Annotated in this window: 10 protein-coding genes; 1 reads left to right on the forward strand and 9 read right to left on the reverse strand. The window is 63.7% G+C overall.

The window, feature by feature from the left end; translation table 11 throughout:
- Positions 1-143 precede the first annotated feature (143 nt).
- Positions 144-2294 carry an NAD-dependent DNA ligase LigA gene (ligA, locus tag V1292_RS00940; RefSeq protein WP_334369898.1) on the reverse strand — a complete coding sequence of 717 codons (2151 nt, stop codon included), beginning with the start codon at positions 2292-2294 and terminating at the stop codon, positions 144-146.
- Between the two features lie 125 nt (positions 2295-2419).
- Here ligA and V1292_RS00945 point away from each other — a divergent pair, with 125 nt between their 5' ends.
- Positions 2420-2707 carry a GIY-YIG nuclease family protein gene (locus V1292_RS00945; RefSeq protein WP_334369899.1) on the forward strand — a complete coding sequence of 96 codons (288 nt, stop codon included), beginning with the start codon at positions 2420-2422 and terminating at the stop codon, positions 2705-2707.
- A gap of 87 nt (positions 2708-2794) precedes the next feature.
- Here V1292_RS00945 and recN read toward each other — a convergent pair whose 3' ends face one another.
- The 8 genes from recN to murB form a co-directional block, all read right to left on the reverse strand.
- The gene (gene recN / locus V1292_RS00950) at positions 2795-4465 is read right to left on the reverse strand and encodes a DNA repair protein RecN (protein ID WP_334369900.1); all 1671 of its coding nucleotides are present in this window, start codon (positions 4463-4465) and stop codon (positions 2795-2797) included.
- Positions 4466-4644: 179 nt separating this feature from the next.
- Positions 4645-5550 carry an outer membrane protein assembly factor BamD gene (locus V1292_RS00955; RefSeq protein ID WP_334369901.1) on the reverse strand — a complete coding sequence of 302 codons (906 nt, stop codon included), beginning with the start codon at positions 5548-5550 and terminating at the stop codon, positions 4645-4647.
- A 314-nt stretch (positions 5551-5864) separates the two neighbouring features.
- Positions 5865-6824 (reverse strand): UDP-3-O-acyl-N-acetylglucosamine deacetylase, encoded by a 960-nt coding sequence (lpxC, locus tag V1292_RS00960; protein WP_334369902.1) that lies wholly within the window; start codon positions 6822-6824, stop codon positions 5865-5867.
- A gap of 352 nt (positions 6825-7176) precedes the next feature.
- Positions 7177-8982, reverse strand: a complete 1806-nt coding sequence (gene ftsZ, locus V1292_RS00965; protein WP_334369903.1) for a cell division protein FtsZ — start codon at positions 8980-8982, stop codon at positions 7177-7179.
- Between the two features lie 88 nt (positions 8983-9070).
- Positions 9071-10390 carry a cell division protein FtsA gene (gene ftsA / locus V1292_RS00970; RefSeq protein ID WP_065749606.1) on the reverse strand — a complete coding sequence of 440 codons (1320 nt, stop codon included), beginning with the start codon at positions 10388-10390 and terminating at the stop codon, positions 9071-9073.
- Complete coding sequence (locus V1292_RS00975; RefSeq protein WP_334369904.1) at positions 10387-11376, reverse strand: cell division protein FtsQ/DivIB; 990 nt, start codon at positions 11374-11376, stop codon at positions 10387-10389. Before V1292_RS00975 ends, ftsA begins: the two co-directional genes overlap by 4 nt.
- A 309-nt stretch (positions 11377-11685) precedes the next feature.
- Positions 11686-12678 (reverse strand): D-alanine--D-alanine ligase family protein, encoded by a 993-nt coding sequence (locus V1292_RS00985; protein ID WP_334369905.1) that lies wholly within the window; start codon positions 12676-12678, stop codon positions 11686-11688.
- A gap of 134 nt (positions 12679-12812) precedes the next feature.
- The gene (gene murB, locus V1292_RS00990) at positions 12813-13739 is read right to left on the reverse strand and encodes a UDP-N-acetylmuramate dehydrogenase (protein ID WP_334369906.1); all 927 of its coding nucleotides are present in this window, start codon (positions 13737-13739) and stop codon (positions 12813-12815) included.
- Positions 13740-13807: the final 68 nt, after the last annotated feature.

Genomic DNA, 13807 nt, shown 5'->3' on the forward strand with positions numbered 1-13807 from the left:
CGTCAGCGCCGCACTCTCCGCTGTCATCGCCCGCGCAGGCGGGCGATCCAGCACGCCGCGGCCTTTCGGCTCAATCACTGCGGTCTCTGGAATACTGGGTCACCCGCCTTCGCGGGTGACGACAAGGGAGTGCGTCTCACTCATCACTCCCCGATCAGCTTCAGCCACTCATCTTCGGTCAGCACCGGCACGCCGTGCTTCTTGGCTTCCGCGAGTTTTGAACCCGCACCCGGCCCAGCGACAACATAGTCCGTTTTCTTCGACACCGAACCGGCGGCCTTGGCGCCCAGCCGCTCGGCGGTGGCCTTGGCTTCGTCGCGTGTCATTTTCTCCAGCGATCCCGTGAACACCACGGTCTTGCCGGCGACGGCCGAATTGCTCTTGGGCTTTTCGGCGTCGATGATCTCGTTGAGCTCCTTGACCAGCCGCTCGACGATGCCGCGGTTATGGCTTTCGCCGAAATAGGCGGCGACGCTCTTGATCACGGTATCGCCGATCTGGTCGAGCGCATCCATCTCGGCGATGGTGTCCTCGTCACCCTTGGCGACCTTGAGGCAGGCATCGTGGAAGGCATCCCATGAACCGTAGCCACGCGCCAGCGCCAGCGCGGTGGTCTCGCCGACATGGCGCATGCCGAGCGCATAGATGAAGCGTTCCAGCGAAATGCGGCGGCGGTTCTCGATCGCGGCGAACAGGTTGCGCACCGAAGTTTCGCCATAGCCCTCGATCTCTTCGAGCTTCAGCTTGGCGTTACGTTTCGGCAGCGTGAAGATATCGGCGGGCTCCTGCACCCATTCGCGGTCGAAGAAGTACTGGAGCTGCTTCTCGCCGAGCCCGTCGATATCGAACGCCCGGCGCGACACGAACAGTTTCAGATGCTCGATCTTCTGGAACGGACAGGCGAACTCGCCGGTACAGCGGGCGCGCGAGCCTTCCTCGCCGGTTGCCGTCTCCTCGCGCACCACGTCGGTATGCAGCGGGCACGGGCACTTCTTCGGGAAGTGAAATTCCTTGGCGTTCTTCGGCCGCTTGTCGATGACGACATCGACCACCTGCGGGATCACATCGCCGGCGCGCTGGATCACGACGGTGTCGCCGAGCCTGATGTCACGGCCCTCGCGCAGCACTTCGCCCTTGTTGCCGATGCCCTTGATGTAGTCCTCATTGTGCAGCGTGACGTTCTGCACGATCACGCCGCCGACACCGACCGGCTCCAGCTTGCCGACCGGCGTGAACGAACCGGTGCGCCCGACCTGGATTTCGATATCGCGCAGCACCGTCATGGCCCGCTCGGCCGGGAATTTGTGCGCGACGGCCCAGCGCGGCGTGCGCGAGACGAAACCGAGCCGCTCCTGCCAATCGATACGGTCGATCTTGTAGACGACGCCGTCGATGTCGTAGTCGAGCTCACCGCGCTGCTCCTCGATCTCGTGATGGAACGCGATCAAGTGCTCGACGGAGTGGCAGAGTTTTGTCAGCGGATTGGTCTTGAAGCCGCAGCGCTCGAACCAGTGGATCATGCCGGTTTGAGTCTTTTCGGGCATCGCGCTCATCTGGCCCCAGGAATAGGCGAAGAAGCCGAGCGGGCGCGAAGCGGTGATGGAGGGGTCCTTCTGACGCAGCGAGCCTGCCGCTGAATTTCGCGGATTGGCAAAGATGGTATCGCCCGCGGCCTTCTGCCGCTCGTTCAGCGCGAGGAACGCCTTCTTGGTCATGTAGACCTCGCCGCGCACCTCGCAGATATCAGGAACGTTGCGGCCTTTCAGCTTCTGCGGCACGTCTTCGAGCGTGCGGATATTTGCGGTGACGTCCTCGCCTTCCGCGCCATCGCCGCGGGTGGCGGCGGTAACGAGTTCGCCACCCTCATAGCGCAGCGACATCGACAGCCCGTCGATCTTCGGCTCGGCGGAAAAGTTGATCTTGTCGTCGCTGAGCTTGAGGAAGCGCTCGATGCGGCCGATGAAGTCGAGCACGTCCTGCTCGGCGAAGGCGTTGTCGAGCGACAGCATCGGCACCGCATGGCGGACTTTCCTGAAGCGGCCCGATGGCGTTGCGCCGATCTTTTGCGATGGCGATTCCGCTGTAACGAGCTCGGGAAACCGCTTCTCGATCGCATTGAAGCGCTGCCGCAAGGCGTCGTATTCGGCATCGCTGATGCTGGGCGCATCTTCCTGATAGTACCGCTTGTCGTGCCCTTCGAGCTCCAACGCCAGCCGCATGTGCTCGACCTTGGCCTGCGCCTTGGTGAGATTGGCGACGTCGGTAAGAGTTTTTGTTTTGGATTTTGCTATCATGCTCGAAACTCGGGCACCGTCATTCCGGGGCGCGCGAAGCGCGAACCCGGAATCTCGAGATTCCGGGTTCGATGCTGCGCATCGCCCCGGAATGACTGGTTGCTAACAGGCAAGTTGCGACAATCATGAGCTATTATGTCTATATCATTGCAAGCAGAAGAGACGGAGCAATCTACATCGGCGTAACCAAAGACATTGTGCGCCGGATCTACGAACACCGAACGAAGGCCGTGCCCGGCTTCACGTCGAAATACAATATCACACGGCTCGTTTGGTTCGAAGTTTACGACGACCCAATCTCAGCTATTTCCCGCGAAAAAGAACTCAAGAAATGGAAGCGGAGTTGGAAGGTCCAGTTGATCGAGAAGGACAATCCGGAGTGGAATGGCTTGTATGAATCAATCTGCGTCTAGGCTTGTCATTCCGGGATGGTGCGTAAGCACCAGACCCGGAATCTCGAGATTCCGGGTTCGATGCTTCGCATCGCCCCGGAATGACGGCTAGGTGGCCGCCCTCAACAGCCGTTCCGCCGCCGCCCTCGCCTCGGCGGTGATCTCCGCCCCGGCCAGCATGCGGGCGATTTCCTCGCGGCGGTGGTCAGCGGCGAGCGCGTTGACGCGGGTGGCGACGCGCTTGCCCTTGTCGAGCGCGTCCTTGGAAATCAGCAGATGTTGGTTGGCGCGTGCCGCGACCTGCGGGGCGTGCGTCACCGCCATCACCTGGACCTGACCGGCGAGCCGCGACAACCGCGCGCCGATCGCATCCGCCACCGCGCCGCCGACGCCGGTATCGATTTCGTCGAACACCAGCGTGGGCGCCGAACCGCGATCGGACAGCACCACCTTGAGCGCCAGCAGGAACCGCGACAGCTCGCCGCCGGAGGCGACCTTCATCAACGGTCCCGGCTTTGTCCCCGGATTGGTCTGAACCCAGAACTCGACGCGGTCGATGCCCTGCGGCCCTGGTAATTTCGCATCGGTGTCGACCTGCGTCATGAATTTCGCGCGCTCGAGTTTCAGCGGCGCGAGTTCGGCGTTCACTGCCTTGTTGAGTTTTTCGGCCGACTTGCTGCGGGCTGCAGACAGCTTCGCCGCCGCTGCGCCGTAGCGCTGGTCGGCCTCGGCAGCCGCCGCTTCCAGCTTCTTCAGCCGATCCGCGCCGGCGTCGATCAGCGCGACGTCGGAGACGAATTTGGCCGCCAATGCCGCCAGCCCATCGACCGGCGTCGAATATTTGCGCGAGGCGGCGCGCAGCGCAAACAGCCGCTCCTCGATCCGCTCCAGCTCGGCCGGATCGAAATCGGCCGCAACCAGCGCGGCGCTGAGATGCTGGTCGGCCTCTTCCAGCGCGTTGATCGCAATGTCGATCGCCTTCACCGCCGGCTCGACCAGCGCAGGCGAATTGGCGGCGCGGCGCTCGAGGCGGCGCACGGCCGCCGCCAGCGCCGGCACCGGCGAGTTGTGGCCGCCGACCGCCTCCTGCGCCTCGCGCAGGTCGCTGGCGATCTTCTCGCCCTGCATCATGGTGGTGCGGCGTTCGGCGAGCGCGGTCTCCTCGCCGTCCTTCGGCTTCAGCGCCTTGAGCTCGTCGGCGGCGTGGCGCAAATAATCCGCCTCGCGCGCGGCACGTTCCATGCTGGCGCGATGCTCATCGAGTGCCTGGTTGGCGGTGCGCCGCGCCTCCCACAGCGTCTCCAGCGCGGCGACCTCTTTCTCCAGCCCGGCAAACGCGTCGAGCAACTGCCGGTGCGTCGAGGCGTCGACCAGCGCGCGCTCGTCATGCTGGCCGTGAATCTCGACCAGCGCCGCGCCGAACGCTTTCAACGTCTGCACGCTGATCGACTGGTCGTTGATGAAGGCGCGGGTGCGGCCGTCGGCGAGCTGCACGCGGCGAAGAATCATTTCGCCGGTGTCGTCGAGGCCGTTCTCGGAAAGGATCTTTGTCGCGGGATGGCCCTTGGGAACGTCGAAGGTGGCGGTCACCTGGCCCTGCTCCGCGCCATGGCGAACCAGGTCCGCATCACCGCGGCCGCCGAGCGCCAGCGCGAAGGCATCGAGCAGGATGGATTTGCCCGCGCCGGTTTCGCCGGTCAGCACCGCGAGGCCACGGGAGAATTCGATATCGAGCCGTTCGATCAGGACGATGTCACGGATCGACAGACGCGCCAGCATGCGAAGTCAATTCCTAGTGGTCCGGTTCTAACATTCGCTCCCCGCCGGGGAGCCACTTTTGCGAATGTTAGAATCAAAAGGACCACTAGCAAATATCAAGCTGGTAGTGGAGCTTTATGGATTTGACATTCGCTTCACGAAGTCGCGGCAAGTATCGAGCGAATGTCAAATCCGCTCCACTACCCGAGACCCAACTTCTTGAAGGCCCTGGAAATGTAGGACCCCTTGTTCTCGCTCGGCTCGAGACCGCCCGACTTTACAAGATTATAGGCGTCCTTGTACCAGCGGCTGTCAGGAAAATTGTGCCCAAGTACGGCTGCCGCGGTCTGCGCCTCGCCAACGATGCCGATCGCCATATAGGCCTCGGTGAGTCGCGCCAGCGCTTCCTCGACATGCCGCGTGGTCTGGTAGCGGGTGACCACGGTCTTGAAGCGGTTGATGGCGGCGGTGTAGTCGCGCCGCTCCATGTAATAACGGCCGACGTCCATTTCCTTGCCGGCGAGCTGGTCGCGCGCGCCCTCGAGCTTGGCCTTGGCGGAGTTGGCGTATTCCGAGGTCGGATATTTGCGAATCACCTCTTCCAGCGCCGCGATCGCCTTTTCGGTGCGGCCCTGGTCGCGAGAGATGTCCGGGATCTGGTCGTAATGCGAGGCCGCAATCAGATATTGCGCGTAGGCCGCATCGGGGCTGCCGGGATGCAGCGTGACGTAACGCGTCGCTGCGCCGATGCAGCTATCGTAATCGCCGGCATTGTAGAAGGAGTAGGCCGACATCAGGAGCGATTTGCGCGCCCAGTCGGAGTAAGGATGCTGGCGATCGACCTCCTCGAATTTCTTCGATGCCGCCTTCAGATCCTTGCGCTGGTTCATCAGGTACAAGCCCTCATTGTAGAGCTTGTCCGCCGGCTCCTCGTTGAAGGTGTCGTCCTTGGCGGTGAACTTGTCCCACAGCGCACCGGTGCCGCAGCCGCTCAAGGGAATGGCGAGCGCAATCAGGCCCGCCAGCCGCAACGAGCGTGCGGCGCGAGCGAGGCTGGAGCGCCCGAGTGATTTGCCTGATTCGAGCGTCATACGCTGTGCCGACATGGAATTTGTGACCTGACGCCCCGTGATGCGACTGATGAGTGAGCCCGCCCGTCCGTGAACCGCAGCCATGGACGTCATATTCCCCGTGCCCCAAATTTCTTGAGCCCAATGGTGCCCAATTCTTCAAGGCCCGTGGCGCCTTGCGCTACCGCGGGCTTCTCTAGCCGAAAAATGGTCCTCGACCAACCGAATACGCAGCCAATTCGCCCGGATTAAGGCGACGGAACGGCCACGTTACCACGGTGGTTACCACCGAAAACGCGCCCAAGCGGCGCAAAGTAGCTCAAAATTCAGAGCTTTTGCAAAGACGAAAGTCAGGAAACGTCGGGACCATAGGCCGGGGCGATCATGCCGCCCACCATGCCCGCGCCGGCCTCGACATAAGCGCGGGGACGGCGCGCCGGTTCGGCCTCGACCACCCGCCAGGCGCTGCGATCGGCCAACAGGGCGGTCAGCACGGCGTGGTTCAGCTTGTGGCCGCCACGTACCGAACGGTAGGCGCCGAGCAGCGGCAAACCAGCCAGGGTCAAATCACCGACCGCATCCAGCGCCTTGTGGCGGGCGCACTCGTCGCTGAAGCGCAGCCCTTCGGTGTTGAGCAGGCGGGTTTCGTCGAACACCACCGTATTCTCAAACGAGGCGCCACGCGCATAACCGGCGCTCCAGAGCCGCGCGACGTTGTTCATGAAGCCAAACGTCCGGGCGCGGGAAATCTCGCGGCGGAAGCTTTCGGGGCTGAGATCGATGGAATATTTCTGGCAGCCGATCATGGCGTTGTCGAAGTCGATCTCGACCTCGACGCGGAACCCGTTGCCATGCGGCCGCAACTCGCCAAAACTGTCGCCGATCGCGACCTGCACCGGCTTCAGCACCTGAATGAAGCGGCGGGAGGCCGACTGGGTGACGATGCCGGCTTGGTCGATAGCGGCAACGAAAGCCGCCGCGCTGCCGTCCATGATCGGAACTTCGGGACCATCGACTTCGATGATGGCGTTGTCGACACCCATGCCGCGCAGGGCAGCAAGGACATGTTCGGCGGTGGAAACCAGCGGGCCTTCGCGGTCGCCAAGAACGGTAGCAAGATCGGTGGCGGTGACGGAGGCGGCTACTGCGGGAACCTCGCGGTCGGCCTCATCCAGGCCGGTACGGACAAAAACAAAACCGGCATCCACGGGAGCAGGTCCAAGCGTCAGGCTGACGGGCAATCCGGAATGAACGCCAACGCCCGTTACGGTGGCTTGCGACCGAAGCGTGGTTTGGCGGCTAAATTTCATCGATAACTGCCCACTACCCGACTTAACCTAAAGACGGGAACCGCGCGCTAGCGCCGATTCGCGTTCTAGGCATCCCCAAAGTCACGGCAGACCATAGTCATTGCCCTAAGGTGCACAACTCACGCTTCTTTACGGATTGTTACCCTATCTCTGCCGCATTCGCGCCAAGGGTTAACCAAACTCCGACGCGGCCGGACGCTGTTCGAGCTTCGGTATCGGATCACGAAATGAATAATTAATGATTTAAAATCAGTTGGTTAGCCAATCCACTGAACCTCGGCACCAGGCCAAAGAGAAGGGCCCCGACTGTTCCAGCCGGGGCCCCTTGGATCACCTCGATTGTAACAAAAGCTCAGTTGGCCTGGCGTCGGAGGAAGGCCGGGATATCAAGATGGTCGTCGCCCTGTGGCGCCGGTGCAACAGGTGCCGGGCGACCATGAGCGTCCAGACCCTGCGGCGCCGAGCGTTTTGCGTACTCTGATACCGGTTCGTGATTCGCCATTTGCTGGGCCACGGTGCGCTGCGGCTTGCGTTCGGGGAGTGGCGGCAGTGGCGCCATCGACGGGCCGGAGGCACGTGCCGCGATCGGCGGCTCGGTCTCTTCGTCGCGGCGGCCGAGGCCGACATTGGCGAGCCGCTGCAGCAGCGACAGCCGCGTCTTCTGCGGGTGCTCCTCCTCAGGCTCGCCGCGGGCGTGCCGGATCTCGGCCTGGGCGGGCATCGGGAGATCCTCGAACTTCGGCATCCGCGGCGTACGGGCGGGCGGACGTTCGGCCGCCTGCGGGATGAAGGTTTCGGGCGCCGGCGCCTCTGGCTCGACGCGGGCGGCCTCCTTGTGATCCGGGAACAGCGTCGGCTTTTGCGCGATCGGGCGAACCGTGACGTCGCCATAGGAGGCTGGCTGGATCGGGGCCTGTTGCGGCGTCTCAACCGCTGCGGCAATCGCGGCAAGCGCTGCGCGCTCGACGTTGCCGCGCTGCGCCGGCGTTGCGGCAGGTGCCGGAGCCGGAGCAACCGCCTGCGGCCCAGCCGCAGGCTCGAGCTTCTGGGCGCGTTCGGCCAGGCGCGCATTGTCGGCGCGCAGGCGAGCGGTCAGTTCGGCCAGCCGGTTGTCCGGCGAAGACGGCGTGGCAGCGGCGGTGGTTGTGGTGGTGGTGGCAGCGGCGCCGGCGCCCGCGTTGCGCGCAATCTGCGACTGGTCGATGCCGGTCGCGACGACAGAGACGCGGATGATGCCGTCGAGCGATTCGTCGAAGGTGGCGCCGACGATGATGTTGGCGTCCTGATCGACTTCTTCGCGAATCCGCGTCGCAGCTTCGTCGACTTCGAACAAAGTAAGGTCCTTGCCGCCGGTGATCGAGATCAACAGGCCGCGCGCGCCCTTCATCGAAGAATCATCGATCAGCGGGTTGGCGATCGCGGCTTCGGCCGCGGTCAGCGCGCGCTTCTCGCCGGTCGCCTCGCCGGTGCCCATCATTGCCTTGCCCATCTCGCGCATCACCGCGCGGACGTCGGCGAAGTCGAGATTGATCAGGCCTTCCTTCACCATGAGATCGGTGATGCAGGCGACGCCCGAATAGAGCACCTGGTCGGCCATCGCGAAGGCGTCGGCGAAGGTGGTCTTTTCGTTGGCGACCCGGAACAGGTTCTGGTTCGGAATGATCAGCAGCGTATCGACCACCTTGTGCAGCTCGGCGATGCCGGACTCGGCGGTGCGCATGCGGCGCTGGCCTTCGAAATGGAACGGCTTTGTGACGACGCCGACGGTGAGGATGCCCATGTCGCGCGCGGTCTTGGCAATCACCGGAGCGGCGCCGGTGCCAGTGCCGCCGCCCATGCCGGCGGTGACGAACACCATGTTGGCGCCCGAGAGATGGTCGCGCAGCTCGTCGATCACTTCCTGCGCCGCCGCCGCGCCGACATCAGGCTGGGACCCCGCGCCGAGGCCCTGCGTCACCTGGGTGCCCATCTGCACGATGCGCTGGGCCTTCGACATGGTCAGCGCCTGCGCGTCGGTGTTGGCGACGACGAAATCGACCCCCTGCAACCCGGCAGTGATCATGTTGTTGACGGCATTGCCGCCAGCTCCACCGACGCCGAAGACGGTAATCCGCGGTTTCAGCTCGCTGATGTCAGGGGGGGTCAGATTGAGTGCCATGGTTGCCTCTCTTACGACGCGCGCGTTGGTTCGCCCCGGCCGGCGGCCGCGGGATTTGGTGAAAATCGTTTGGTCACAGGATCGGTCATCAGAAGCCCTCCCGAAGCCATCGTCCGACCTTGCCAAAATAGCCGTCTGTCCCTGTCTTGAGCTGCCGCGTATGCCGCGGTTCGACGTGTTCAAGATGAGCGTATTGCGGATAGACCAGGAGGCCGGTGGGAACCGCGAACGAAGCGCTCTTGGCCTCGTTGGGCAGCCGGCCGAAACCGAGCGGACGGCCGATCCGGACCGGCCGGTTGAGAATGCGCGTGGCGAGTTCGACGGTGCCGGTGAGCTGGGAAGCCCCGCCGCTCAACACAACCCGCGCCCTCGGCTCTGCCGCAAAGGGGGAATCCGCGAGCCGGTCCCGGACCATTTCAAAAATCTCCTCGGCGCGATGCCGGACGATGTTGGCAATCGTGGCGCGCGATACGATCTGCGGCGCATCGTGTTCCTCGCCCGCAGTCGGTACAGACATCAGCTCGCGCGCGTCGGACCCGCCGGTCAGCACGGTGCCATATAACGTCTTGATTCGCTCGGCATCCGCAATGCATGCGCCGACGCCGCGTGCAAGATCCATCGTGACGTGCTGGCCGCCGAGCGCAAATCCGCTCGCGTGCACGAAGCGGCCGCCGGAATAGGTCGCAATCGTGGTCGATCCGGCCCCCATTTCGACCACGGCGGCGCCGAGATCGGCCTCGTCGTCGGTCAACACGGACAGGCCTGCGACATAAGGACTCGCCGCCATGGCCTCGACATTGAGGTGGCAGCGCTCGACCACCAGCATCAGGTTGCGGGCGACGGTGGCATCCGCCGTCACGACTTGCATGTCGACGCCGAACTGCCGCGCAACCATGCCGCGGGGATCGCGGATGCCCTTGACGCCGTCCAGCGCGTAACCGACCGGGAGCGCGTGCAGCACCGTGCGGCCCTCGCCGGTGGCGTGGCGCATGCCGGTGGAGGTCACCCGGGTGACGTCATCGGCGGTAACCGCACCGCCTCTGATATCGGCGGCCGCCTCGACAAGCTGCCCCTGCAGCCGGCCACCGGAAACCGACAGCAATATTGATTCAACGCGGACCTTGGCCATGCGCTCGGCCAGCGCCACCGCCTGCCGCACCGCCTGCTCGCATTCGGCAAGATCGACCACGGCGCCCGCCTTGACGCCGCGCGACTGGATCTGGCTGTAGCCGATCAGTTCCACCGCATGGGTGCGGCCGCGCAGCGCGTCGCTCGGAGGCGACGGCTTCAGCCGCGCGATCATGCAGGCGATCTTGCTGGTGCCGACATCGAGTGAAGCCACCAGCGCCGTGCGCTTGTGGTCGACGGGACGTGTCTTCGGGGTCTGGTTGCGATCGAGGCCGGTCATGCTGAATCACCGGCCTTCTTCTTGGTCTTCTTGTCCTTGAACAGTTCTTCGCGGGCCTTGGCCGCGTCTTCCGACAATTGCACCGTCAGCCGATCCGGCAGGCGCATGTCTACGGCGACGATGTCGCGCGAGAACAGCCTGTCCTCCTTGTCGAGCTTGCTCAACATGGCAAGCGCGTTGCCGACGTCGTTCTCCGGCAGGCGAATGTCGAGGCCGTCCTTCAGCCGCAAATTCCAGCGCCGTTCGCCGACCAGGATTGCAGCCTTGGTCGCGATGCGGACCTGCGGATAGCGGTCGAGCAGCGCGAGGAAATCACGGGCCCTGACATCGGCACCCTTGCCCACCACCAACGGCAGCGTCACGAAGCGGCGCGACACATAGGGCTCCAGCACCGCGCCATCCTCGGAGATCACGGACAGCCGTCCGTCCTGCTGCCACAGCGCGAACGCGGTGCGCTCGACGAGGTCGATCTGCAGCCGGCCGGGATAAAGCTTCAGGATGGTCGCGTCTGATATCCACGGATTCGCCTTGAGCTTGTCGCGCAGGGTGGCGGCATCGAGGAACAGCAGTGAGGAGCGGCCATTGACGCCGCCGATCGCGAGCACCTCGTCTTGGCTCAACTGCTTGCGGCCGTTGATGGCAACCTCGGTGATGCGGAAACCGGCTGAATTGGCCAGCGCGTTGCGGGTATCGCTGAGCGCAACCATGAATTCGTCAACATGACCGCCCTTGACGATGCCGAGGCCGGCGCTGCCGAGCAGTATCAGAACGGTCAAGGCAATGCCGGTACGGTTCGGCAGATAGCGTTCGACCAGCAGGACCAGGCGATTCGACGGTTCGCGATCGATCACAGGCTTCGCCGGGACGCGGGCACGACGGCCCAGCCGCTCGCGCAGCAGCACGACCGCTCCAATAGCGGCTGCTTTCAGGTCAGCCTGGGGCCCCACCGATCTCAGCGACCGCGTGAGGCGTCCTGCACCATCCATTGCACGAGCCTGTCCAAGTGTTGTTCCCGCAAGCTTTTTGCGGGTCCTGGCCCAGATGACGTCTCGGCGTAGCCGGACTTAAGTGCTGACCTGAAGTCGGAACAGCGCACCCCGGCAGCCAAGCGCCACATGCGCCGCCAGCGTTAACCTTCGTTCTTCCTGGTAAACAAAGTGTAAAAACGGGGGGCTGGTGATGCGCTTTGGCCCGTCTTTTGAGTGGTTTGCCGGACAATTCTTAGGATTTTAGCAACAATTCTCGTGGCGAGGTTAGTTCCGGGTTAACGGCCTGTTAACAGGCGGCCGGGCCGGTCACGCCCATTCCCGGCTGCGGCGTTCGGCCAAGGCGATCTGATCACGCAGGAAATCCGGAAACTCGATCCCCTGGGCCTTGAGCGCCTTCGGGTAGAGTGAGGCCGCAGTCAGCCCCGGCAAGGTGTTGGTTTCGAGGTAAACCGGCCCGTTCGCGGAGACGATGAAGTCGGTCCGGGAATAGCCGCTGCAGGAGAGCGCTTTGTGCGCCCGCAGCGCCTGATCCTGCAGTTGCTTAGTGATGTCAGGAGAAAAGCGCCCCGGGCAGATCTCCTGAGTCGATTTGAGCAGATATTTGGCCGTGTAGTCGAAGGTGCCCTCCCCCGGGACAATCTCGATCGGCGGCAGCGACATCAACATGCCATCCGATTGCTCCAGCACGCCGCAGGTTGCTTCGACGCCGGCGATGAAGGGCTCGATCACATATTCTTCGGTTCTAGCGGCGTTGCGCACCGCGACCAGGTCCTGGTTGGCGTTGACGAAGATCAGGCCGTAGCTCGAACCGTCTCGCGCCGGCTTTGCGATCAGCCTGCCATATTCGGCAAACGCTGCGTCAAGGTTTTCCAGGGCGACGCCGGCCGGAGCCGCAACACCGGCAATTGCCGCAAACCGTTTCGCTGCGACCTTGTCAAAAGCGAGGTTCGACGACGCCGAGCCGGACCCGGTGAAGGGAATGCCGCGCATTTCGCACATCGCCTGCAGCTCGCCGTTCTCGGCACGGCCGCCGTGCAGCCCGAGCACCAGCACACGGTCTTCCGCGGTCGCCTTGTCGAGCGCCGCTTCCAGCGCGATGCCGCGGTTGCCCGGCTTGAATTCATCCTCGAAGGGACGCGAATGCTCGAGCAGCGCCTTTGAACTGACCTCGTGAACGGTGTCTGCCACATGCCAGAACCAGAGATCGGCTTCCGGCAACGCGCGGTGCAGCGCCTGCGCGGTCGCCACCGAAACCAGCCGCTCTTTATTGGTGCCGCCAAAGAGAATGGTCGTTCGCATCAGCCTTTACCTATCCGTCATTCGGCTATCGGTCATTCCGGGATGCTCCGAAGGAGCAGACCCGGAATCTCGAGATTCTCTGATGTGCAATAGCACATCATAGTTCGATGCTTCGCATCGCCCCGGAATGACGACTAGACCGAAATCCCGATCCGCTTGATTTCCCAGTGCAGCTCTACGCCAGAATTCGCTTTAACCCGCTCGCGCACGGTTTCGCCCAGCGTTTCAATATCATGCCCGGTGGCGTTGCCGGTGTTGATGAGGAAATTGCAGTGCATTTCCGAGACCTGCGCCCCGCCGACGCGAAGCCCGCGGCAGCCGGCGGCGTCGATCAGCTTCCACGCGCTGTTGCCGGGCGGATTCTTGAAGGTGGAGCCACCGGTCTTTTCGCGAATCGGCTGCGCGGTTTCGCGATGGCTCTGTACCTCGTTCATCCGGGCGCGAATGGCTTCGGCGTCCGTGATCTGCCCGCGGAAGCGCGCGGAGGTGAAAATGACTGAGGGGTCGACGCCGCTGTTGCGATAGACGAACTTCATGTCGGCATTGGAGAAGACATGCTTCGTACCGTCGCGGCCGATGCCGGTCGCCTCGATCAGCACGTCCCTGGTCTCGCTTCCATTGGCGCCGGCATTCATCCGCAACGCGCCGCCGATGCTGCCGGGAATGCCGAAGAAGAATTCCATGCCGCCGATGCCGGCCGCCGCCGCCGTTTCCGCCACGCGCTTGTCGAGCGCGGCTGTGCCGGCGCTCACGATATCGCCCTCGCCCTCGGCCCTGGTCTCGCCAAACGCCCGCGGCGACAGCCGGATCACCACGCCCGGCATGCCGCCGTCGCGCACGATCAGGTTGGAGCCGACGCCGACGACGTAGACTGGCAATTCCTTCGGAAGCAGCTTTAAGAAATACGCGAGATCGTCTTCATCCGCCGGCGTGAACAACACCTGCGCCGGCCCGCCGACGCGAAACCAGGTCAATTCGGCCAGCGACTGGTTAGCCAGCAGCCGCCCACGCAATTGCGGCATCGCGGCTTTCAGATCGGGCGTGATATCGGGAAAGGTCATGTCGCGCCAATCGTCTCGCGATATTTGAGACTGCATCGCGTTGCGTCTGACGCCACCGCCCGGGGCTT

It is taken from the genome of Bradyrhizobium sp. AZCC 1719 (assembly GCF_036924525.1).
Lineage (GTDB): Bacteria > Pseudomonadota > Alphaproteobacteria > Rhizobiales > Xanthobacteraceae > Bradyrhizobium.